Here is a 22609-nt window from a genome sequence, read left to right as displayed (position 1 = left end):
CAGTACCGGCCGGCGCGCCGCCGCTAGACTCGGCGGCCACATGCCGACCGCAGCCGAGGACGGGTGATGGACACTCTCGCGCGTTACGTCGAACTGTTCGTGCCGATGCTCTGGCTCGGAATGGTGCTCGCGATCTCCTTCCTGGAGGCGCCTTTGAAGTTCCGGGCGCCGGGGATCACCATCCCGCTCGGACTCGGCATCGGGCGCCTGGTGTTCCGGGCCCTGAACACGGTCGAGGTCGTTCTCGCCGTCGCGCTGATCGTCGCGTGCCTGATCCTCTCGCCGGGCACGACGGGCTGGGTGCTGCTGCTGGTGACCGTGGCCGTGCTGGCGGTGCAGGTGGCGGTGGTCCGGCCGCCGTTGACACGCCGGTCGAACCGCGTCCTCGCCGGCGAGGACGTGCCCCGCTCGAACGCGCACTACGCGTACGTGGCACTCGAGATCGCCAAGGTCGCCTTGTTGATCGCGCTCGCGATCGTGCTCGCCGGCGCCATCGTCTGATCCCGGCGGACGATCGCGCCCCACGGGGCCGTCACGTCGTATGCCCGCCTTGCCTCCGGCACGGCCCTACAGTAGGAATCGAGGAGCTCATCGCCGTCGACGCTGCCGGCGTCACGGAGCCGAACACGAGGGGGCGTACCGATGCCTGTGACAGCCACTGTTCACCGGCCGGTGCGCGCGGCGAGTCTGCGGTCGCGTCGCCCTCGTCCCACCGAGGCGCCGCGAGGGCGCAGGAGGTAATCCGACAATGGCGGACACTTCGGTTCGCGACCTGCCCCCCGCGCTCGGGAACGAGGACCTGGCGCGGCTGCTGGACGGACGCCGGCCGGCGGTGTTCCTCGACTACGACGGAGTACTCACCCCGATCGTGTCGCGACCCGAGGACGCTGTGATCTCGGACGGTATGCGTACCGTCGTCCGAGATCTCGCAGCACGGTGCCCGGTCTGCGTCGTGACTGGCCGGGACCGGGCGGTGGTGCAGCAGCTGATGGGCGTCGACGACCTCGTGGTGGCCGGCAGCCACGGCTTCGACATCTGGACTCCGCAGCGCGGCTCCGTCTCCGACGACCGCGTGGCCCGGTTCGCGGACCTCGTCGCCGCGGTGACCGAGCGGCTCCGCGCCGAGATCGGGACGATCCCGGGTGCGCTGGTGGAGCCGAAACGCGCGTCGGTCGCAGTGCACTACCGGCTCGTCGACCCCGCGGACCGGAATCGGATCGAGGCGGTCGTGCAGACCCTGCTCACCGAGCATCACGGCGAACTGAAGGTCACCCCGGGAAAGATGGTGTACGAGCTCGCGCCCGCCATCGACTGGGACAAGGGCCGGGCCGTGCTGTACCTCGTGGACGTTCTCGGTCTCGACTCGGCCGACACGGTACCGGTGTACCTGGGCGACGACATCACCGACGAGGACGCCTTCCGGGCGTTGCGCGGGCGGGGGATCGGCATCCTCGTGGGCCGGCCGGACGATCCGGAGATGGCGGGCCGGACCACGGCCGCCGAATTCGCACTCGCCTCCGTCGACGAGGTGGAGCGCTTCTTGACCACACTGGCGCGGTGATCGGGGGCCACGCCCAGGGACATCCAGGGGGACGTCGTGCAGGACCCGAAGTTCGAACTCGACTACGACCGGTTCGACAGCGCGTCGGAGGGACTGCGAGAGGCGCTGACCTCCACCGGCAACGGCTACTTCTGCACGCGCGGCACCGCCGAGTGGGAGGACATGAGTCCCATCCACTACCCCGGCACGTACGTGCACGGGATCTACAACCGCGAGACCACCATCATGGGCGGCCGCCCGGTGCTGAACGAGGATCTGGTCAACGTCTCGAACTGGCTGGTCCTCAAGCTTCGCATCGAAGGCGGGGACGCCGTACGGCTCGACGACGTCGACGTGCTGTCCTACCGGCACACCTACGACATCCGGCTCGCCACGGTGAAGCGCGAGGTGCGATTCCGGGACCGGTTCGGGCGGGAGACCACCCTGCGGAGCCGTCGCTTCGTGAGCATGGCCCAGAGCCATCAGGCCGGGATCGAATGGACGCTGGTCCCGGAGAACTGGTCCGGGACGGTGGAGGTGGTCTCGGCACTGGACGGCCGCGTCACGAACCAGATCGTCGCCCGCTACCGGCAGCTCGAGGGCCGCCATCTGGATCCGGTATCCCCGCGTACCTTCGGCAACGAGACCATCGCGCTGCGCGTGCAGACCCGCCAGTCCGACATCTACATCGCCGAGGCCGCCCGTACCCGGGTCTTCCGCGGGGAGGGCTACGACGGCGGACCGCTCGAGGTCGACCGCTCGCTGTACCAGATGGAGGACTACATCCAGCAGGTGCTCTCCTTCGACGTCGAGCAGGGCCGGCCGACGCGCGTGGAGAAGATGGTGTCGCTGTTCACCTCCCGGGACAATGCGATCACCGAGGCGCTGGCCGCGTCCGGCCGGCACGTGCTGCGGTACCCGGACTTCGCCCCCGCGTATGCCGAGCACGAAGCGGCATGGGACGAACTGTGGGACATCTGCGACGTCCGGCTGCCCAGCGAACCGCGTGCCGACCTCCTGCTGCGGCTCCATGTCGCGCACGTGCTGCAGGTCTGTTCCCGGCACACGGCGCGGCACGACGTCGGCGTGCCGGCACGTGGACTCAACGGAGAGGCGTACCGGGGGCACGTGTTCTGGGACGAGATGTACATCCAGCCCTTCCTGAACCTGCGGATGCCGGAGGTGACCCGGAGCCTGCTGCTCTACCGGTACCGCCGGCTGTCCGAAGCCCAGGCCGCGGCCGAGGAGGCCGGGTACCGCGGCGCGATGTTCCCCTGGCAGAGCGGCAGCGACGGCACCGAGGAGACCCAGGCAGTCCATCTCAATCCCCTTTCCGGGCAGTGGGATCCAGACCTCAGCCGGAATCAGCGGCACGTCAACGCGGCGATCTTCTACAACGTGTGGCGCTTCCTGCAGGCGACCGACGACACGGAGTTCCTGGCCGACTACGGCGCCGAGCTCATGCTCGAGATCGCCCGGTTCTGGGCGTCGGTGGCCCACTACAACTCCGAGCGCGAACGCTACGAGATCCACGGTGTGATGGGGCCGGACGAGTTCCATGAACGCCACCCCGGCGCGGCCGAGGCCGGTTTGCGCAACAACGCCTACACCAATGTCATGGTGGCCTGGATCATGGCGACGGTTCCGGCGGTGCTCGGCTCGCTCTCGTCCAGCCGGCGCGGCGCCCTGCTCGCCCAGCTCGCGGTCACCGACGAGGAGCTGCGCACATGGGACGACATGAGCCGGCGGATGTTCGTGCCCTTCCACGAGGGCGTCGTCAGCCAGTTCGAGGGTTACGACGAACTCGAGGAACTCGACTGGGAGCACTACCGCGCCGCATATCCCAACATCCAGCGGCTCGATCGCATCCTCCGGGCGGAGGGCGAGGATCCGAACCGGTTCAAGATGGCCAAGCAGGCCGACACGGTGATGTTGTTCTTCCTGCTCGACGACGACGAACTGCACACGACGTTCGAGCGGCTGGGCTATCCGTACGACCGGGAGCTGGCCCGGCGCACCATCGAGTACTACGACCAGCGGACCTCACACGGGTCGACGCTCAGCCACGTCACCTTCGCCGGAGTGCTCGCCGACATCCATCCGCCCAGCTCGTGGGAACGCTTCATGCTGGCACTCGAGAGCGACGTCAGCGACATCCAAGGTGGAACCACCAAGGAGGGCATCCACATGGGCGTCATGTCCGGCACGCTCGACCTGCTGCAGAGCAGCTTCGTCGGCGCCCGGGTCTACGACGGTGTGCTGCTGTTCCGGCCCCGCCTCGTGGACCGGCTCGACGGCGTGTCCTTCTCGATCCGGTTCCGGGGCACCCCGCTACGGGTACGCATCGTGGGTGGCGAACTGACCGTGCTGGCCCAGTCCGAGGGGTTCCACGGACCCGTCCGGGTGGGTCTCGACGGTCAGGTCTGCGAACTCGGCGCCGGGGAGAGTTGTGTGTTCACCCTGCCCACCCAGGAACCGTCGATGCCCTGAGCACCGCCCAACCGTTGTGGCCGAATGTCACATGCGGTCGATCCAACCGACCGAATGTGACATTCGGTCACCGGCGCCGGCGTCCTACGGCAACGAGCGGCGCATCAGTTCGGCGACGCTCCGGTCGTACGCGACGAGCGTGACGATCTCGACGGCGGTGCGGGCGGAGGTCAGCGCGGTGACCGCCTGCCGGATCGCGTCCTCCCTCGGCCAGCCGTAGGCACCGGCGGAGATGAGCGGGAACGCGACGGTGCGGGCGCCGAGGGTGTCGGCGACGGCGAGACTGCGGGTGTAGGCCGACCGCAGCAGGTGCGAGCGGTCCTCGTGGGGCGAGTAGAGCGGTCCGACGGTGTGGATCACCCAGCGCGCCGGGAGTTTTCCGGCAGTGGTGGCCACCGCCGCACCGACGTCCAGACCGTTGGGCAGGGTCGTCGCGCGCAGGGCCTTGCAGGCGGCGAGGATCTCCGGACCGCCGGCGTGGTGGATGGCGCCGTCGACGCCGCCGCCGCCGAGGAGGGAGGACTTGGCGGCGTTGACGATCGCGTCGACGCGCTGGGCGGTGATGTCGCCGTGGACGACGTCGATGAGGGTCACGACTGCTCCTGGAACGTGGTGGGACGAGCGGGGACGGCGACGGGACGACCGTATCCCTTGCGGGCGGCCGCCGTGGCCAGGCGGGTCAGGTCGTGCGCGGTGTACCCGGGCCAGCCGTGCAGGATGCGCCGCCAACGATCCGGGACCGCCGAGGCGCCCCAGCGAGCGCCGAGCAGTCCGCCCGCGATGGCGGCGGTCGTGTCGGTGTCACCGCCGGCGCGGACCGCGGCCTCGAGGGCACGCTGCAGGTGCCCGGCGTCGGAATCGTCGGTCGTGCTGATCGCCCACCACGCGGTCTGCAGCGCGTGGACGGTCCATCCGTTGTTCGCGAAGTCGTCGGGCGAGCCGCGCTCGGCCCGATCGAGCAACGGGCCCCAGTACTCGGCGACGTCGGCGGGGCAGACCTGCAGGTATCCGCGGACACCGTCGAAGGTGCCGTGCAGGACGGCGTGGCGGATCGCGTACGTCCACAGCCGGCAGGCCTGGACCACCCGGGGGTCGTCGTGGGTCAGCCGGGCCACCTCCCCCGCGGCGACGAGCGCGACGTCCGTCCCGCCCGCGCCGAGACAGGACAATGCGACGGGGGCGGTGCGCATGAGAGCGCCGTTGCCGCCCTTGCGGCCGGGAAGGGCGCGGGCGCGGGCCTGCATCGCGGCGCCGCCGGCGGGACGATGCGAGAGCACCGCGCGGGTCTGGTTGCCGATGTCCTTCGGGTCCGAGTCGAACCAGCGCACGAACTGCGCGGCCAACGCGTCGAGACCGGCGGCGCTGCCGAGGTCGACGCCCGTGGCCGCGACCTCGGCGACGGCGACGGTCATCGCGGTGTCGTCGGTCCACTCCCCCGGTTCCCACCCGAACACGCCGCCGCCGACCATGCCGATCTCAGCGTCCGCCGCGGGGTGAGTGAATTCGTAGCCGGCGCCGAGGGCGTCCCCGGCCGCCGTCGCCACCAGCACCCCCACCGCTCGGTCGCACTGTCGTGTCGTCAATGCCATCGCTCGTCCCACCCTTCGATCAAATCTGCGCTATCAGCTTAGATCATGTCCGAGCTAAGCTGCAAGAGTGAACGAGTGGAGGGACGAGACCGGCCGGACGCTGGGCGACTATCCGCACCCGTCGGCGGCGGTGGACGTCGCCGTGCTGACCTACTGCGACGGCGAACTCCGGGTGCTGGCCGTCGAGCACGGCCACGGCCCCCTGGCCCTGCCCGGCACGTTCCTCCGCGAACGCGAACGGCTCGCCGACGCCGCCCGGCGCGTGCTGCGCGACAAGACGAACCTCGCCGGCATCCGATTCCACCAGATCGGCGCGTTCGACGCCCCCGACCGGGATCCGCGCGGATGGGTGATCTCGATCGCCCATGCCGCGGCGGTCCCCCACGAGGATCTCCCGCCCCGCGCCCTCCTCGTGGTGGTGCGTGACGGAAAGGCCGACCAGCCGCTGGCTTTCGATCATGCCGAGATGGTGGCGGCGGCCGTGGCGGATCTGCGGGCGCGCTACGCACAGCGTGTCGATCCGGACGGGCTGCTCGGCGACGAGTTCACCGTCCTCGAGCTGCGGCGGCTGTACGAGGTGGTGTTCGGTCTTCCACTGCAGAAGGACTCGTTCCGCCGCCACGTCGTCGACGCTCTCGACAGCACCGGGCGCATGTCGAGTCCGGGTACCGGCCGGCCGGCGGAACTGTTCCGCCGCAAGGACGGCGCCCGGTTGCCGGCTCAGGCGGCGGTGTTGTTCACCGGCTGAGGCGGCCGCGGGGTCACAGGATCGGATAGACGAAGTGCCCGGGCCCGCCGCCCGGCAGACTCGAACCGGTGACGTTCGGCAGGTTGGCCGGCAGCCGGATCAGCTTGTGCGGCTGCCCGTTCTGATCGGCCTGCCAACAGTCGGTGGTCACGCCGTGGAAGCCGACGCAGACGATCCGGGTGCCGGTGCCGAACGGTGACGTGAGCCGATTCCGGTTCACCAGCGGATTCCAGTAGTCCAGGTCCGCAGGAGTCAGGAAGTCCTTGGTCTCGTACGGCATCATCGGTGTCGGATAGGACGGAATCTCGGGCCACTGGTCCTGCGCCGACGCCGGGCCGGATGCGCCGAAGACTGCGGCGGCCGCCAGCAGCAGCGTCGCTCCCGCTCGCCGGGCACGGCGGCCGATACGGTTGCTCGTCATCTCGCCTCCTCGCGGTACTCGTCCCGACCATCGAAGCACGTGGTGCCCGCCGGCAGCGGGCACCACGCGGAGACGGAAGATTCGGAACCGGTCAGCCGAGCCGCTTGTGGTACACGACGACGTCGCACGGAACGGCGAGCAGCGGAACCAGTTCGGGGTACATGACCTCGGGGTCCTCCGTCCGCACCGGCACGTATCCCATTCGCGGATACCACTGCGACAGGAACACCTTCGACGGGTGCTCGAAGTCTTTGGGCTGGATGATCTCGAGCTGCATGATCTCGTTCCCGAGCCGCGCCGCGTGGGATTCGGCGAACCGCACCAGGGCACGGCCGATGCCTGCACCCCGCACCTCCGGGTCGGCAGCGAGCATCCCGAACTCGGCGGTGCGGGCATCGAGTTGCACCACCTTCACGCAGCCCACGATCCGGTCGCCGAGCGAGGCGACGAAGAGCTGACCGGCACCGGCAAGTTCGGCGATCTCGGTCGCCGAGGTCCGGGTGGCCCCCTCCGGCCACATGCCGTCCTCGGCAACGGCATAGACGGCATTGACGAGGTCGGCGACCACCTTGGCGGTGTCGTCACTGCCGTCGGCCGGGCGCACCAGCGGCCCGATACTCAGTTCCCCAGAGTCCGTCAACGTCTTTCACCCAATTTTCTCGACGACCGCGGCCCGCAACCGCGGAGGGACCGGCGGTCCGGCTTGCCGGAACAAGCCTAGCCGACCGCGACGACGCGACCGTTCCGGCTTCCGAGGGGCGGACGCTCAGCCGGGCAGCGCGCCGACGGCCGGCCTCGACGCCCCGAACTTCGAGGCGAGTTCGCGCCGGGCGGCCCGGTCGCCGGCCCGCTCGAGGAACCGCCTGCCGGTGCGTGTGCGGGCCACCACCGTGGAGGCGACGACGTTCTTGACCAGCACCGGAGGAACGGCCCAGGCCGAGGTGACGGGCAGATCCAGCTCCCGCAGGCTCTGCGTGCCGAGGAAGTACCGAAGCATACTCAGCAGGCGCTGCCGCTCGTACCGGCCGCGCACGTCCCCGAACCTGCCGTGGTCGAGGGTCCGCTGGCCCTCCACGAGGGCCCCGGACAACGCGGCACCCGCGGGCGTGACGTCGTTCTGCACCAGCAGCACGTGGTAGTTGAACACGTGCTGCTCGCGTTCGGTGTCGAACAGCCAGTCCTCGTCGATTCCCATGAGCCATCCGACGTACTTCCACAGGTGCATCACCGCCCGGGACTCCTCACGGGTGACGAAGTACCCCAGTGCCCGCATGCCGAGCAACAGCGTGCCGTTGAACAACCCGAGAGTTGCCGCCTGGTCGGTCTGGTTGATCGGCAGACCCCAGCGCTCGACGTCCCATCGGCCGTTGGTCTCGAACTGGTGGTTGATCAGCGCATGCATCGCGCGCACGTGCACGGTGAGCTTGAATCCCTCACCGTTCCTGCGCATCCCGCCCGGCTCGCCGACCGCGGTTCCCCATTTCTGCGTTTCGCCGAGGCGCCGCATTGCGGTCGAGCCGGTCAGGCCCCCGGTCTCGACGAGCAGATCCGGCGGCCCGCCGAACCGATAGCCACCGATGAGCGACAACTGGAGCAGCACGTCGATGCGGCTGCGGCCCATCCTGCGAAAGGCCCGGGCGCCCTTCTCCAGCAGGTCGAAGTCCACCCACTCCGGGACGTCGTCGACCACGGCGAAGAACCGTCGCAGCGCCTCCGGGGCCTCCGGCACCGCGTCGATGCCGTGCTCGAGCGCCCGATGGAACTGCGCCATGCTCACCCGTTCGGCGTCCGTCCGGGGGCGGCGCATCGCGCGCACCAGATCGGCGCCCACCTCGTCCCGGGCGAACATCCGGCGGCCGATCCGATCGAGCAGTTCCTCGTCGACGGCGCCGATCCGCGCGTAGGCGCGCAGTGGGCGTCCGATGCGCTGGTTCCTGGGCCGGATGCCCGCGTACCGGCGCGGGTAACGGGCCGCCTGCGCGTCCTGTCGAATCTCGTGTGCCACCATGAGCCGATGCTGACACGAGCAAATACTCGCGTTCAATTCGCGTCCGGGGGGCGCCGATGAGGCCGGCGGAGCAGAGCCGGCTGCGCCGGGTGCCACGGCAACGCCGCTCCCAGGCGATGGTCGAGCGCATCGTGACCGCCGGCCGGGAGGTCCTGTTCACCCACGGATACGAGGGCGCCTCCACCAACCGGATCGCCGCCGCCGCCGGTATCAGCCCCGGCTCGCTGTACCAGTACTTCCCCGGCAAGGACGCCATCGTGGCCGAAGTCGTCGACCGGTGGACCGAGGAGGTTCAGGCTCGCATTTCGCACGTGTTCACCGATGCGCTCGACGCCCCCACCTGGACCGAATCGGTGCGGACCAACATGCGCGTACTCCTCGAGGCACTCGGCGAGAACCCCCGGCTGCTGCGCGTGCTCGTCGAGCAACTCCCCCGCACGCCGGACAGCCGGCTGGTCGCGTTCGAGCACCGCATCGACGCGCTGCTGGCCATGTGGCTGCGCTTCAATCCCGGCCGGCGCCGGATCGAGCATCCCGACGCCATCGCGTGGATGCTCGTCCGCACCGTCGAGAACGTCGCGGTCGGTTACGTGCTCGATCAGCCACCGATCGAGCCGGAGGTGGTCGCGGACCAGCTGACGGCCATGATCACCGCCTATCTCAAGGAGATTCTGGACTGAGCGCCGCCCGTATCCTTCCCGACGATCTGTCCGCACGCCTCAGCAGTTGCTCCGGCAGCGTCGCAGCTGGCCGGCCAGGTATCGCCGGGCGCGGCGATGCCCACCCGCGCTGGCGAGTTCGAGGTCCAGCGCGTTCAGGAGCGTCGCGAGCAGGCTCGCCTGCGGGGCCCAGCCGCGCCGGTTCCGGCACTCGGCGAGCCACTCGACCGGACCCCGGTGACCGCGGTCGGCGTTGCACCGCCGGCACGCGGCGGCCTCGTTGGCCGCGATGCTGGGACCGCCCTTGACTCGTGGCACGAGATGTTCGGTGGTCGGCGGAATCAACGGTCCGAACCGTCGGCCACACCACAGGCAGCAATCGTCCTGTCGTTCGACGGCGAGCGTGAGTCTGGCGGCGCGGTCCACCTGTCGATCGTGACCGAGTCGCTCCCCGAGCGCCAGTGCCCCCGCGGACCACGATGCAGGGCGAGCGTTGTCGTCCCGTTCGCTCAGGGATCACAGGCGCTTGCAGAAGTGGCGCCGGGACACCCCGTGGCGGAGATCACTTTCATCCGGCAGACATTCGCGTTCTCCGCACCGTACCATCTTGCGCGGGTGGGGTTCCGGGGGGATACGACATTCGAGGCGTCCGAACGAGCATTCGGGAACTGGACGGTTTCACGAGCAGTCTCCCCCGTGCATCACGTCGTTGTGCAAGTTCGGTTCCATCAAGGGGGGTCATGCATTCTCGCCACACCGTCGTCACGTCCGGACATGCACTGCTGGACGGGCTGGCCACTTCATGCGTCGAGCGCCCCGATCGGATCGCGGTGACCGATCTGCGCTCGTCGTCGCAGCACGCTTTTTCCGACATCCAGCACGCGGCCGAGTCCGCACGGACACACCTGCACCAGCTGGGTGTACGGCCAGGCGACAACGTGGTGGTGACGCTGCCGCTGAGCGTCGAGCTGATCGCATACTGCTACGGCGTATTCCTGGTAGGAGCAGTCCCCGCGTTCCTCGACCCCAACCAGCCCCCCGACACGCTGGCCGCGTGCCTTGCCGACCTCGATGCGCCGGTGTGGGTCTCCGAACTGCCCTGCCCCGGAGCGGATCTCTACGACGGCATCGTCTGCACCCCGACGAGCACCGGCTTCGACAGCGCTCGTCTCGGTACGGTTCTGCCCGACCCGAGTCGGAGCGAAATGCAGTGGGACATCGCCGATACCGTGCTGCTGCTCTACACCAGCGGAACCACGGGCATCCCCAAGGGAGTGCCGTGGACCTCGCGCGAGCTCGCCTCGCAGATGCGCTACTACCGCAGCGACGAGATCTCCTCCGAGTTCTGCCTGTTTCCACACCTGGCTCTGGTGGCCGTGGCCATGGGCCGACGCGTGGTGTTGCCGGACCTGGCCACCGTCCAACCCGCTCGCCTCGACGTCGCCGCGTTCTACCAGCAGCTGGCCGTCTCCGGCAGCGACTACCTGTTCGCTTCGCCACTGGTGTGGCATCGCCTGATCACCCATATGGATCAGCATCACCTGCCCGCCCCGGCGTTGCGACGGGTGGCCACCGCGGGGTCGGCCATCGGCGCCCGGCTGGTCGAACGCATGCAGGACAGGCTCGCCCCGGCCGAGGTCGTGGTGCCGTATGCGAGCACCGAAGTGTTGATGCCGATCACCCTGATCGGCGCCGACGAGCACGTGTACCGTTCGAAGCTCGGAACCTGGACCGGCATGGGCACCCCGCTCGGGCGGCCGCCCGCGGACATGGACGTCGCTGTCGTCGAATCGCAGTTCGAGGGGCCGCACTTCGACGTAGCGCTCGACGGCCTCCCTGCCGACAGGACCGGCGAGATCGTCGTTTCCGGCGCTCGGGTGAGCACCACCTACTTCCACCGCGACGACGCCGTGCGCACCGCCAAACTGCGCGATACGCGAACCGGTGAGATATGGCACCGCACAGGCGATTTCGGCTACATCGACTCCTCGGGTCTGGTGTGGTACCTGTGCCGCAGAAAGGACGTCGTCGACTCCCCACACGGCCCGATCCATCCCGATGCGCTCGAACAGATGTGGAACATGGTCACCGGGTTCCTGCTCAGCGCAGTGGTGTATCTCGAGGATCTCGACCGCCTGTTCTACGTCTTTCCCCACGACGAGGATCCTCGCGCCGTCGACCTCGGCACCATGGCAATCCTCGCCCAGCGGCTGCACTTGCCACGGCCCACCCCGGTGCACCTGTCCACCGCGCTACCGACCGACCCGCGGCACAACAGCAAGATCGACCGCGGGCGACTGCGCCGCGTCGTCGAGCACCTCGTCGCGACGGAGGGCCTGTGACCACTACTTCGACTCCGTCGCTGCGTTCGACACCGCCGGCCTGAACGGTCCGGTTCGCGGCTGTGCCGTCGGCACCGGTTTCGGCACCTCCGACTGCTCGAGGCCGGCTACCCGCTGTTCCGACGGCAGCGTGGACGTGCTCGACCGATTTCGGCTCGACTGCGCCGAGGCCGGTCTGCCCTACGCCACCGCACCCGGCCCTCACCTCAGCCAGCTCGTCAGGCTGCCGATACCCTGCCGACCCTCGATGGGTCGACAACTCCACACCCCGGACGCCCCGACCGCGCCCGTGGACGAGCGCGCGGTCAGCGGGCGGCGTTCACCGACTCGGGAAAACCATGCGGCCGAGCACAGTGCGCATTTCGGCGAGAAGAGCCGGGTCCACGCCGGCGAAGTGCCGGTCCGACACCTCCTCGCTGAGCCGGCGCGCTTCGTCGCACAGCTTTCGTCCCTCGTCGGTGGCGACGACGAGTTTGTTGCGCCGGTCGCCCGGGTCGGCGGTGCGGGCGACCAGATTCCGGTTCTCGAGTTCGTCGACGATCGCGACGATCTGGCTGGGGTCGAGTCCCATGTCCGCGGCGATGCGGCGCTGCGCCACACCGGAGGGTTCGTCGCACGCGAGGGAGAGCACCGTGTAGGGGCGCACCCGCAGCCCGAGTGGGGCGAGAGCCTCGTTCACCGATCGCACCACCATCGCACTGGCACGCGTCAGCAGAAATCCCAGGTCGTCCTCGAGGACGCGTCGACGTTCCATTCCGAGAGCCTTTCGTCGCGACCCTCAGGATAACAGTTCCTCAATCGTTGACATTCTCAATAGTAGATGTTCCTATGTGATTGGGAGTTCATCAGCTCGAGCAACGGAGGATCTCGTGGACCTCAGCAACAAAGTCGCCGTCGTCACCGGTAGCGGGCAGGGCCTCGGCCTCGCCTACGCCGCCGAGCTGGCACGTCACGGCGCCGCGGTCGTGATCAACGACGTCGACCGGGGCACCGCCGATGCCGCCGTCGCGACGATCACCGCCGCGGGCGGACGCGCCGTCGCCGTCGTCGCCCCCGTCGGTCCCACCGAGACGGCTCGAAAACTCGTCGCCGCCGCGGTCGAGCACTTCGGCCGCCTCGACGTGATGGTGACCAATGCGGGCATCCTGCGTGACAAGGTGCTGTGGAAGATGACCGACGACGACTTCGACGCCGTGATCGACGTGCACTTGCGCGGCACCTTCACGTGCGTGCGCGAGGCCGTACTGCGCTTCCGTGAGCAGGGCGAGGGCGGGCGCATCATCGCCATCGGATCCCCGGCCGGGCAGCGCGGCAACTTCGGGCAGACCAACTACTCCGGCGCCAAGGCCGCGGTGGTCGGGATGGTCCGCACCTGGGCGATGGAACTGCAGCGCGCCGGGATCACCGCCAACGCGGTGTGCCCCGTCGCCGTCACCGCGATGACCGAGACCGTGCCGATCTTCGCGCCCTACATCGAGCAGATGAAGCAGACCGGCGAGCTGCCCGCGGTGATCCGCCGCGAGGTCGGCATGGGCACCCCGCAGGACGTCGCCGGCCTGATCGCCTTCCTCGCCTCCGACGACGCCGCCGACATCACCGGGCAGGCGTTCTCCGTCGGCGGCGACCGCCTGGCGCTGTGGTCGCATCCGCAGCTGACCGCCACCGCCTTCCACGACGGCGGCTTCTCCGCCGACGACGTGGCCGCGCAGTGGCCCATCGTGTTCGCCGACCGCGTCGAGTCCGTCGGCGAGGAATTCCCCGAGGAGGTGCTCGCCAAGTGAGCCGCTACGAATACGGGATCGACTTCGAGGCGATCGAGGCGATCGACATCCACACCCACGTCGAGATCGACGGCTGCGGACACCGCTCCATGGACGACGAACTGATGGCCGCCTCGGAGAAGTACTTCAAGTCCGGCGAGGAACGCACCCCCACCATCGACTCCATCGCCGAGCACTACCGGCAGCGGAACATGGCCGCCGTCGTGTTCACCGTCGATGCCCGGTCCGCCACCGGCCACGCCCCCAACTCGGTCGAGGAGATCGCCGAGCTCGCCACCACCCACAACGACGTGCTCATCCCCTTCGGCTCCGTCGATCCGTTGCAGGGCAAGGCCGCTGTGAAACGGGCGCGCCGCCTGGTCGACGAGTACGGCGTCAAGGGCTTCAAGTTCCACCCCAGCATGCAGGGCTTCGAGCCGAACGACCGGCAGTTCTACCCCCTCTACGAGGCCCTCATCGAGGCCGGCGTGCCCGCCCTGTTCCACACCGGCCAGACCGGCATCGGCGCCGGACTGCCCGGCGGGCACGGCATCAAGCTGCGCTACTCCGACCCCATGCTGCTCGACGACGTCGCCGCCGACTTCCCCGACCTGACCATCGTCATGGCCCATCCCGCGGTACCGTGGGTCGACGCGCAGATCTCCATCGCCACCCACAAGGCCAACGTCTACATCGACCTCTCCGGCTGGTCCCCCAAGTACTTCCCGCCGCAACTGGTCAAGGCCGCGAACACGATGCTGCGCCACAAGGTGCTGTTCGGCTCCGACTTCCCCGTCATCCAAGTGGATCGATGGCGCAACGATTTCGCCACTCTCGACATCAAACCCGACATCGCACCGATGATCTTCAAGCAGAACGCACTGCGCGTTCTCGGCATCAAGCGCTGAGCACAGGAGGCCCCATGACCGTCCCCGCCACCTCCATCACCCACGTCGCCACCTTGGCCGACCTCGAGGCACTCGTCGGGCAACCGCTCGGCGTCAGCTCGTGGATGGCGATCGAGCAGGACCGGATCCAGACCTTCGCCGACGCCACCGACGATCATCAGTGGATCCACCTCGACGTCGAGCGGGCGAAGAAGGAGAGCCCGTTCGGCGGTCCCATCGCCCACGGTTACCTGACGCTCTCCCTGATCATCCCGATGTGGAGCGAGGTCCTGAAGGTCGACAGTGTCACCATGGCCGTCAACTACGGCCTGAACAAGGTCCGCTTCACCAGTCCCGTGCCCGCCGGCGGCAAGGTCCGCCTCGACGCGACGCTGAAGTCGCTCGAGAAGCTGCCGAAGGGCGGCGTCCAGATCACGATCGACGGCATGATCGAGCTCGAGGGCAGCGAGCGGCCCGCCGTCGTCGTCGAGGCGGTCTACCGCATGTTCGAGTAGCGCCCGTTGCCTGCAACCGAGCGAATGTGACCTTCTGTCGGCTGAAGGGCACATTCGCTCGTTCCAGGCCGCCTCACGGCCGGACGAACGCGGGCAGCAACGTCTGCGCGACCCGTTCGTTCCAGTCGGCGGCGATGCCGCCACTGCGCGCCCGTTCCGCGAAGTAGGCGCCGACGATGCAGTCGAGGAAGGTCTCGACGTCGAGGTCGGTCCGCACGGTCCCCCGGGCGATGTGGCGCCGCACGACCTCCGTCAAGGTGCGTCGGTGTCGCACGAGCACCGAGCGGATGAGATCGGTGAACGCGGGATCCGCATCGGTCACCAGCGCGGCGAGACCCCCGAAGCCCACACCGCCGTCGACCGAACGCAGGGACTGCTCGGTCAGCCACGTCAGCACCTGCTGCGCGGTGGCATCCGGTGCGGGAGGCGACGGTTGCGCGATCGGTTCCATCACCGCGGTGAGCATCTCGTCCCGGTCGCGGTAGCGACGGTAGATGGTGGTGCGGGCCATGCCCGTGTGTGCGGCCACGGCCTCGATCGTCACCGCCCTAGGCCCCTTGCGACGCAGCAGCTCGAGCACGGCGTCGGCGATGCGTTCCTCCGGCGTGGCAGTGCCCTCACCGACCGCAGTGCCCTCACCCGACCGCATGCACCCCTCCGTCCGCCGTCCCGACTTCGACGATCATCCTACAACAGCGCTACACTCTCTGTAGCTACGCAACATGTAGCGATTCGAAGAGAGGTGCGCACATGAAGATCTCGAACTCGTTCGCCGGAGCGATCGCCCTGATCCTGGGCATCGCCACCATGACCGCGTCGGTGTGGTTCGACACCACCGCCGTCGGCTCCGGCGTCACCCTCGGACTGGGGGCCATCGCCGCGATCTACGCCCTGTGGTCGCTGATCGCCCGCGACCCCACCAAGGACCACTGGTCCCTGTCCGTCGTCGGCCTGATCCTGTTCATCTCGCCCTGGATCGGACAGTTCGCCGGCGACGGAGCAGCCTGGACCGCGTGGATCGCGGGTGCGCTCATCATGCTCGTCGGCAGCAGCGCCTACCTCGCCGACGAGTTCGCCGACGTCACGGCGTCGACCCAGGGACGGTCCCCGATCACGGAAACTGTGGTCCTCGACCGGAAGTAGTGGCCAAGCACGCGGAAGTGTCCACTCGACCGGTGACCGCCCCGATCAGCACGGACACATCCTCGGGAATGCTGTTTCCGCGCCACGCCACGTGACCGTCCGGCCGCACGAGTACGAGATCGGCCTCGTAGACGGCGCGCACCGTGGCGTCGTCCACGGCGAGAACCTGAATGGGCATGTTCACCGCGGCTGCAGCATCGACCAGTTCCGTCGCGGCGTCCTCGCCGACGAAGCTGACGATCGTGAACGTGTCGCGGTAGGCGTCGAGCATGGACCGGCCGTCCGGCAGCCGCACGTGCGGTGCGCGTGCGCCGGGAAGAGTGGTGGGGATGTAGGTCGAACCGTCGTTGTCGGGAACCGCACGGTCGTCCCGGACGATCACCGGCGAGGCGTAGACATACCCCATTTCCACGCCGAAGCTCTCGTGCTCACCGGTGTGGGAAGCGAAGTACTCCTCCAGGGCGTGCCGGTGCTCGTCTGCTTCGGTGGTGTCGGCTTCGACGAGTTCTGGGTCGACGAGCTGCTGGGCTTCGACGTGGACGCCGAGATGGCGGAACGACCAGTCCCGGGCCATGACGGCAACCGGTCGGCGCTCGGTTTCGTAGCTGTCGAGAAGGTCGTTGCCGCCGTATCCCTGGAGGACTGCGGCGAGCTTCCATCCGAGGTTGACGGCGTCGGCGATGCCGGTGTTCAGTCCGTATCCGCCGGTGGGGATGACCTCGTGGGCGGCGTCGCCGGCGACGAACAGCCGACCGAGGCGGTACCGGTCGGCGACGAGTACGTTCGCGTGCCACACACTGCTCTGCAGGACCTCGTCGACGTCGAGGTGCCGGCCGCAGACCGCGTCCAGCAGTTCCTGCTTGTCGATGTCTTCGGTCCGCACACCGTCGGTGATGGCGCTGGTCTGCAGCGTCCACGTGTCGCGTTCGTCCTGGGCGATGATCGCGCCGACTCCGCCGCCGACGAAGAAGGTGTGCCAGAACTGGCCGTGCGCGTGCAGGGTTTCGAGATCCCGGGACTTGAAATGCACCTGGCAGAACGTGATGACGCCGCGCTCGCCCTCCATGGTCAGCCCCATGGCGCGCCGCACGACCGAGACGGCGCCGTCACATCCGACGACGTAGTCCGCCGCGAGTGTGTGGACGGTGCCGTCGACCGGGGAGGTGATCTCGATCCGGGCACCGCCGTCGTCCTGGGTGACGGCGGTGACGCGCCAGGGCCGGAGCACCTCGATGTTCTCGTCCGCGAGACAGCGGCGCATGAGCAGCTTCTCGACCTCGATCTGGGTGACCCGCTGCCAGGCGTGCGCCGGTGTGGTGCCGTCGTTCCTGGACGCGATCCACTCGGACATCTCGTCGACGGCGGGGTACTTCCAGCGGCCCACCTGCCGGCCTGCCATCGAGGTGCAGAAGACGACATCGTGCGAGTGCTCCGGGGCGACGCCGACCGAACGGATGTCGTCGACGAGACCGAGCCGGTCGAGAAGCTCCATGCTGCGCGCATTCGTCAGGTCCATCTTCGGAAAGCGGGTCGTCTGCGGAGCCTGTTCGACCAGGGTGCTGCGGATCCCGTGCAGGCTGAGTTCGAGCGCGAGAATCATCCCCACCGGGCCCGCGCCGGAAATCACCACCGGTCGCCGCGACGACACATCGATCGCCGCAGCGACGTCCGTCGACGACGGCCCGGGGCGCACCGAATCCTGTTCCGGCTCGCGACTTGTGGGATGGATCATGACGATTCCTTTCGAGGTGTTCCGCCCGTACGCGGCCGTGGAGTACGACCGGGCGTGTGGGATGCGCAGGGTGGGACGAGGTGGCGTCACCGAGTCGGGTGGCTGCCACCGGTAGGTCCGCGGCGGCAGCCGCCTCCCGGTGTCAGCGCGCGGCGACGACCGGGCTGGGATCCATGAAGATCAGGTACTCGGTCACCTTCCCGTCCTCGATGCGGGTGCGGGTGACCGCAGGAAGGGTGAACGTGGTGCCGTCGTTCATCGTGTACGTGACGTCCACGCGCAGGGCGGTGACGTTGCCGGCGCACCACTGTTCGAGGATGACGTGCTGCATTCCGGCGACCGATCCCAGGTAGGACGCCACCCACTGCTGGATCGCCTCGCTTCCTTCGACCGGGTCGTTGTTCCCCATGCGGAAGTGGCAGTCCGTGGAGAAGTAGCCGAAGAATCGGGCGATGTCGGTGTCGGCAGCATGGAGAAGGCTACGGGTGATCTCGAGGGCGGTGGCATCGGGGGAGGTCGTGTCCGAGGTCATGGCGTTCACTTCCGTTGCGGTGGAGGTGCTCGTACGTCGCGCACCTGGAGGGCATGTCGGAGACCGATCCGGGTGTGTCAGAGCAGCGGGTCGGCGACGGGGAGGTCGAGGGTGAAGCGACCCATCGTTTCCGACGCGGTGTCGATGTCGAGGAAGGCATGCACCGCCAGGACGCTGAGGTCACGATGGAAGCGCTGGATCGGTGAGGCGGTGCGGAATCCGTCGCCGCCGATGCCGCGCACGATGTCGTTGAGTGCATTGCGGCACAGGTCGGTCATGTACGCCGCCTTCAGTTTCATTTCGGCCCGATCCTGCGGATCCGACTGCTCGGGACGCTGTGCGGTGAGGCGTTCGAAGAAGGCGCGCAGGAGAGTCTCGGCGGCGTCCGCCGCGGCAAGGGCACGGCCGAGCCGCATCTGGGCGGCCTGCTTGCCGGCAGCCTTCTCCTGGCTCAATGTTCCCTGCCGCTGACGGGTGCGGTCGATGAAGGCGTTCGTCGCTCCCCGCATGGCCCCGACGACGACGGGCGTCACCTCCGCCATCGCGAAGGGCAGGAACGGCAGGTGGTACATCGGGTTGTCGTGGAGCAGCATGCCCGGCGCCGCGCCGGCGAGGGCGAGGTCGAACGGACCGGTCCGGTAGTCGGGGACGAACACGTCCTCGACGGAGACGTCGTTGCTGGCGGTCCCGGCCATGCCGGAGATGTACCAGGTGTCGTGGATCTCGACCTCACTGCGAGGAACGAGGAACCACAAGGGCGCCGGCGGGCGACCCTCCTCGAGGGAAACTCCGGCGAAGGTGAACCATTCGGCGTGAGCGGAGCCGGAGTTCCAGGCGGTCTGACCGGTGATCCGGTAGCCGCCCTCGACCTTCTGCACTCCGCGCAGTGGAGCGGCAGTGCCGGCGGTGAGGGTGTAGGGCTTGTCCGCGAACACCTCTCGCTGTGCCTGCTCGGTGAAGATGTTCACCCGCCATGCCGCGCCGATGTAGAAGGACGTGACCCACCCCGTCGACGGGCACACGGCGCTGATGGCGCGAACGATGTCCGCTGCGACATCGAGACCGAGCTCGAGCCCGCCGTACGCTTTCGGTGTCAGCGTCGCCAGGATCCCCGAGTCGATCAGGTCGGTGATCGTCTCGTCGAGCGGCGCCCGGTTCTCCTCGGTTTTCTGGGCGCGTTCGGCCAAGACCGGCACCAGGTCGTTGACGCGGCTCATCAGTTGATCGGCGGTGATGTCCATGGTTTCCTCGCTTCGGGATGGGTGGTCGAATTGATCGCAGAGAGCTGACCCACTCCGGCACCGCACACCTCGGGTGCGCGAAATCGACTGGATCGGAATGGATTCGGACGAAGTCGGTGGTCAGTGTGAGCGTTCGTGATACTCGTCGGGTGCTACGAGGGTGAGGCCGTAGCTGTCGGCCAGTGCTTCGGCGTCGTGGGGACCTGCGGTGTTCACCGGGTCGCCGATGCCGTCGAGTTCGGCGAAGACCGCACCGGAGTATTCCGGCCGTGCCAGATCGGTCAGCGCAAGCGCGCAGGCGGCGACCGTCCGTCGCTCGCACAGGACACGCGGATCCACCCGGACGGGGACGAGATGCCCGGGCCTGCTGAGGTCGTCGACGCTCGAGCGCGGATCCGCGAGCACCCGGGCGGTGCGAGCCCGATCTGCCCCGGAGATGCCGGTGGTGACTCCGGCCGAAGCGTCGACGGCAACACATTGGCCGTATGCGCATGCCGACGGCGCGCGCGAACTCGGAGTGGCTTCGGGCAGACCGAGCCGGTCGCAGTCCCGCTCGTGGAGGGCCACTTGGACGAATCCCGTGCTGTGTCGAATGACGAAGGCCATCTGCTCGGTGGTCACGGTGCCTGCACACCCGACGAGCACGAGACGAGCACCGTGCCGCAGGATGATCAGTTCGCCTCGTGCCAGGGCGCGCATGCCCTCGGCTGCAGTCGACCACAGGGTCCGCGGGTCAGCGGCGTATGCAACGGAGGCGGTCATGACTTTCCTCTCCTCGAGGGTGTTCGGCGCTGGGGAACAGGGGCAGAAGCGATAGACGCTGCCGACCGGAACTGTCCGGTTACACCATTTCCAGCGCGCAGTGGGTGCCGAAGGTGCGGCGGTGATAGGTGAGGGGGTCGCTGTCGTGCTGCTCGGCGGCGACGACATTGCCCAGCACGATCATGTGGTCGCCGCCTTCGAGGATCCGTTCGACGGTGCAAGCTACCCATCCGGCCGCACCGGTGATCCGGGGCAGGTCGTGGTCGATGTCCCAGCGAACCCCGTGGAACTTGCCGAGGCCGTTCTTGGTGGCGAATTTCAGGGCGGCGCTGTGTTGGTCACTGGACAGGATGTTCAGGCCGAACCTGCGCGACTCGGTGACGAGTTCGAGGGTTTCGGACCCCCGGTCGAGGGAGACGAGGACCATCGGAGGGTTCATCGACAGCGAGAGGAAGGCGCTGACGGTGGTGCCGACGGGCAGCCCGCCGTTCATGGAGGTTGCGACGGCGACGGGGGTGGCTACGTGCGCCATCACGTTCTTGAAAGTTTCCTGGAGCGAAGTCAACGGACGTGTCCTTCGATCGACCGCGGGACATGCCGCGGGCCTGGAGGATGGGGCGCCGGGACCCGCTTCGACTGCTCTCACCACGGTGGCCGGCTGTGTTCTAGGACACAAGTAGACCGCACGGGTTGCGCCTTGCGCATTGGTGCGCAGCCTAAGGTTGCGCACCAACCTTGGTTTCCAGACCAAACTGCAGACGCAGGATGCCGGTACTGCCGAGCGCTACTCTCGGGCGAGCGGATCTCCGCGAAGCCACTCGTGAATGCGGAGCGCCGCACGCAGGTCGGTGGTCGTCTCCCCCGAATGACCACACAGATTCAACGCCTTGTGCACGCGATAGGTCACCGTGTTCTTCGAGATATGCTCTGCCGCAGCCACCTTGGACAGACTGTGATCCATGTCGAGATAGCGGCGCAGCGTCGACCGAAGCTCCGCCATGCGAGGTTCGCGCTGCGCGAGCGGGCCCAGCAGCCGCGACGCGAACTGGTCTGCCGCGTCCGGATCCGACAGGAGCAACACCTCGAGTGCGACGTGTTCGTGGGCCACGGTGCAGGGACCCCGGCCCGGGTGAAGGCGGATCAGTCGTTCGACCGCCTTGGCTTCGGCATGGCTTCGACGGAAGCCCTCCACCCCGACCCCCGTCTCCCCTACCGTGACGAACACGTCGTCGAACGTGGGGAGGGCACCCCGGTGCGGCGAACTCCCGGGGCGCACGGTTCCCCACGCCCATACCGTCTGGAGCCCGACCGGTAGTACCAACGAGGCCGACGCGGTGCCTCGCTCCCGCAGGACGGTGTCGACGACGGTGCGCAGATCCTGGGTGGAGTGCGGTCCGCCCCACGCGACGAGCGCAATGTGGGGGCCGGCGAGCGGATAGCCGAGAACCTTCTCGGCGTGGACCCGATCGACATCCTCGGCTCCCAGGATCTGGTTCACCAGATCGAATCGGGCCGCAGACACCCCCGCGGCCCAGACGCTTTGCTCTGCGATGAAAGCGGAGGCCGCCCCGGCCGTGAAGTCGTCGTGCACCTCGAAGAGCAACACCGAGATCCGCCGGAGTTCGGCACTGCTCTCCGTGGGCGGAAGCAAGAGAGTCGCCGCGTCGAGAAAGGCCGCGGCCAGGACGGCGTACCCCACGCGAATGGTACGCAGCAGGTCGTCGAGCTCCATACCTCGTCGGGCGAAGTCCCGGGCGATCTCGTCGACCTCGGCACTCGCCAGCGTCGTGTCGGACTCGCCGAGACCGGCCACCATCATCAGTGCGCGCAGTGCGGTGGAGGTGGTGGCTCGACGGATGGCCACCATGACAGCCGCCTCGTCCGCCAGGGCCGGAATCTTCCGGGCAATCCTGGCGGCGATGTCCTGACCGACCTCGACCGCCCAGGTCACCGCCCCGTCCCCGAGAGCCTCCCTGACGCGCTCGGCATCCGGGCTCAGCCACTCGCCCTCGGGCTGGGGTGCACGTGCTCCCGAGAGCTCATATGTCCAATGCGGCACTTCGGCATCCTTCCGATCCGGGCCGGGCACGGTGAGCACACGACTCTATTGGGCTCCAGACCAACTCTGTCCGGATTTCTTGGCTTCCAGCCCGTAGCCGCACAAGGCGACTTCGGATGGAATTGTGCAACAGATCACACGACAGAGACCACACCACGAACCCGTCCCGGAAGCGCCGTCG

General features: G+C 68.4%; 24 protein-coding genes. 10 read left to right on the top strand and 14 right to left on the bottom strand.

What is annotated here, in order from left to right; all coding sequences use genetic code 11:
• Positions 1-66: 66 nt before the first annotated feature.
• From F1734_RS04255 to F1734_RS04245, 3 genes are all read left to right on the top strand, one after another.
• Positions 67-501, top strand: a complete 435-nt coding sequence (locus F1734_RS04255) for a hypothetical protein (RefSeq protein WP_017681197.1) — start codon at positions 67-69, stop codon at positions 499-501.
• A 247-nt stretch (positions 502-748) separates the two neighbouring features.
• Positions 749-1561 (top strand): trehalose-phosphatase, encoded by an 813-nt coding sequence (otsB, locus tag F1734_RS04250; RefSeq protein WP_010594977.1) that lies wholly within the window; start codon positions 749-751, stop codon positions 1559-1561.
• 36 nt (positions 1562-1597) lie between these two features.
• The gene (locus tag F1734_RS04245) at positions 1598-4030 is read left to right on the top strand and encodes a glycoside hydrolase family 65 protein (RefSeq protein WP_017681196.1); all 2433 of its coding nucleotides are present in this window, start codon (positions 1598-1600) and stop codon (positions 4028-4030) included.
• A gap of 84 nt (positions 4031-4114) precedes the next feature.
• Here F1734_RS04245 and F1734_RS04240 read toward each other — a convergent pair whose 3' ends face one another.
• Positions 4115-4624, bottom strand: a complete 510-nt coding sequence (locus F1734_RS04240) for an O-acetyl-ADP-ribose deacetylase (RefSeq protein WP_010594975.1) — start codon at positions 4622-4624, stop codon at positions 4115-4117.
• Positions 4621-5619, bottom strand: coding sequence for an ADP-ribosylglycohydrolase family protein (locus tag F1734_RS04235; RefSeq protein WP_029540077.1), 999 nt, complete (start codon positions 5617-5619; stop codon positions 4621-4623). Before F1734_RS04235 ends, F1734_RS04240 begins: the two co-directional genes overlap by 4 nt.
• 67 nt (positions 5620-5686) lie before the next feature.
• On the opposite strand from F1734_RS04235, the gene F1734_RS04230 reads away from it, so the two are divergent.
• Entirely contained in the window at positions 5687-6367 is a 681-nt protein-coding gene (locus F1734_RS04230) for an NUDIX hydrolase (RefSeq protein WP_010594973.1), read from the top strand.
• A 13-nt stretch (positions 6368-6380) separates the two neighbouring features.
• On the opposite strand, the gene F1734_RS04225 is transcribed toward F1734_RS04230, so the two are convergent.
• From F1734_RS04225 to F1734_RS04215, 3 genes are all read right to left on the bottom strand, one after another.
• Positions 6381-6788, bottom strand: a complete 408-nt coding sequence (locus F1734_RS04225) for a hypothetical protein (RefSeq protein ID WP_010594972.1) — start codon at positions 6786-6788, stop codon at positions 6381-6383.
• Positions 6789-6879: 91 nt separating this feature from the next.
• Complete coding sequence (locus tag F1734_RS04220; RefSeq protein WP_225223147.1) at positions 6880-7428, bottom strand: GNAT family N-acetyltransferase; 549 nt, start codon at positions 7426-7428, stop codon at positions 6880-6882.
• 126 nt (positions 7429-7554) lie between these two features.
• Complete coding sequence (locus F1734_RS04215) at positions 7555-8796, bottom strand: oxygenase MpaB family protein (protein ID WP_010594970.1); 1242 nt, start codon at positions 8794-8796, stop codon at positions 7555-7557.
• A gap of 116 nt (positions 8797-8912) precedes the next feature.
• Here F1734_RS04215 and F1734_RS04210 point away from each other — a divergent pair, with 116 nt between their 5' ends.
• Positions 8913-9476 carry a TetR/AcrR family transcriptional regulator gene (locus F1734_RS04210; RefSeq protein ID WP_203011787.1) on the top strand — a complete coding sequence of 188 codons (564 nt, stop codon included), beginning with the start codon at positions 8913-8915 and terminating at the stop codon, positions 9474-9476.
• A 39-nt stretch (positions 9477-9515) separates the two neighbouring features.
• Here F1734_RS04210 and F1734_RS04205 read toward each other — a convergent pair whose 3' ends face one another.
• Positions 9516-9881 carry an HNH endonuclease gene (locus tag F1734_RS04205; RefSeq protein ID WP_010594968.1) on the bottom strand — a complete coding sequence of 122 codons (366 nt, stop codon included), beginning with the start codon at positions 9879-9881 and terminating at the stop codon, positions 9516-9518.
• A gap of 314 nt (positions 9882-10195) precedes the next feature.
• Between F1734_RS04205 and F1734_RS04200 the strand changes: the two genes are divergently transcribed.
• Complete coding sequence (locus F1734_RS04200) at positions 10196-11797, top strand: AMP-binding protein (RefSeq protein ID WP_064066511.1); 1602 nt, start codon at positions 10196-10198, stop codon at positions 11795-11797.
• Between the two features lie 319 nt (positions 11798-12116).
• Here F1734_RS04200 and F1734_RS04195 read toward each other — a convergent pair whose 3' ends face one another.
• Entirely contained in the window at positions 12117-12551 is a 435-nt protein-coding gene (locus F1734_RS04195) for a MarR family winged helix-turn-helix transcriptional regulator (protein ID WP_017681864.1), read from the bottom strand.
• 115 nt (positions 12552-12666) lie between these two features.
• Between F1734_RS04195 and couN the strand changes: the two genes are divergently transcribed.
• The 3 genes from couN to F1734_RS04180 are packed head-to-tail and all read left to right on the top strand — an operon-like array spanning position 12667 to position 14959.
• Positions 12667-13578, top strand: coding sequence for a 4-hydroxyphenyl-beta-hydroxyacyl-CoA dehydrogenase (couN, locus tag F1734_RS04190; protein WP_010594965.1), 912 nt, complete (start codon positions 12667-12669; stop codon positions 13576-13578).
• Positions 13575-14465 (top strand): 4-hydroxyphenyl-beta-ketoacyl-CoA hydrolase, encoded by an 891-nt coding sequence (couO, locus tag F1734_RS04185; protein ID WP_010594964.1) that lies wholly within the window; start codon positions 13575-13577, stop codon positions 14463-14465. The genes couN and couO overlap by 4 nt, the downstream gene beginning before the upstream one ends.
• 14 nt (positions 14466-14479) lie before the next feature.
• Positions 14480-14959, top strand: a complete 480-nt coding sequence (locus F1734_RS04180; RefSeq protein WP_064065598.1) for a MaoC family dehydratase — start codon at positions 14480-14482, stop codon at positions 14957-14959.
• A 73-nt stretch (positions 14960-15032) separates the two neighbouring features.
• On the opposite strand, the gene F1734_RS04175 is transcribed toward F1734_RS04180, so the two are convergent.
• Positions 15033-15608, bottom strand: coding sequence for a TetR/AcrR family transcriptional regulator (locus tag F1734_RS04175; protein WP_064065597.1), 576 nt, complete (start codon positions 15606-15608; stop codon positions 15033-15035).
• 101 nt (positions 15609-15709) lie between these two features.
• Between F1734_RS04175 and F1734_RS04170 the strand changes: the two genes are divergently transcribed.
• Complete coding sequence (locus tag F1734_RS04170) at positions 15710-16102, top strand: SPW repeat domain-containing protein (RefSeq protein WP_064065596.1); 393 nt, start codon at positions 15710-15712, stop codon at positions 16100-16102.
• On the opposite strand, the gene F1734_RS04165 is transcribed toward F1734_RS04170, so the two are convergent.
• The 6 genes from F1734_RS04165 to F1734_RS04140 form a co-directional block, all read right to left on the bottom strand.
• Positions 16071-17834: an FAD-dependent monooxygenase gene (locus F1734_RS04165; RefSeq protein ID WP_203011378.1), complete on the bottom strand. Its 1764-nt coding sequence runs from the start codon at positions 17832-17834 to the stop codon at positions 16071-16073. The two genes, F1734_RS04170 and F1734_RS04165, sit on opposite strands and share 32 nt — an antisense overlap.
• A gap of 142 nt (positions 17835-17976) precedes the next feature.
• A complete protein-coding gene (locus tag F1734_RS04160; protein ID WP_017681858.1) occupies positions 17977-18366 on the bottom strand; it encodes a nuclear transport factor 2 family protein in 390 nt (129 codons plus the stop codon).
• Positions 18367-18443: 77 nt separating this feature from the next.
• Positions 18444-19607, bottom strand: a complete 1164-nt coding sequence (locus tag F1734_RS04155) for an acyl-CoA dehydrogenase family protein (protein ID WP_017681857.1) — start codon at positions 19605-19607, stop codon at positions 18444-18446.
• 120 nt (positions 19608-19727) lie between these two features.
• On the bottom strand, positions 19728-20369 hold the full coding sequence (locus F1734_RS04150) for a 3,4-dihydroxy-2-butanone-4-phosphate synthase (protein ID WP_017681856.1): 642 nt from the start codon (positions 20367-20369) through the stop codon (positions 19728-19730).
• 79 nt (positions 20370-20448) lie between these two features.
• Positions 20449-20901, bottom strand: coding sequence for a flavin reductase family protein (locus F1734_RS04145; RefSeq protein WP_017681855.1), 453 nt, complete (start codon positions 20899-20901; stop codon positions 20449-20451).
• A 252-nt stretch (positions 20902-21153) separates the two neighbouring features.
• Positions 21154-22428: a PucR family transcriptional regulator gene (locus F1734_RS04140; RefSeq protein ID WP_026138031.1), complete on the bottom strand. Its 1275-nt coding sequence runs from the start codon at positions 22426-22428 to the stop codon at positions 21154-21156.
• Between the last annotated feature and the right edge of the window lie 181 nt (positions 22429-22609).

This window comes from Rhodococcus ruber (genome assembly GCF_016804345.1).
Taxonomy (GTDB): Bacteria; Actinomycetota; Actinomycetes; order Mycobacteriales; family Mycobacteriaceae; genus Rhodococcus; species Rhodococcus ruber.
The sequence above is the reverse complement of the archived record's forward strand: the minus strand, read 5'-3'. Positions and strand labels throughout refer to the sequence as shown.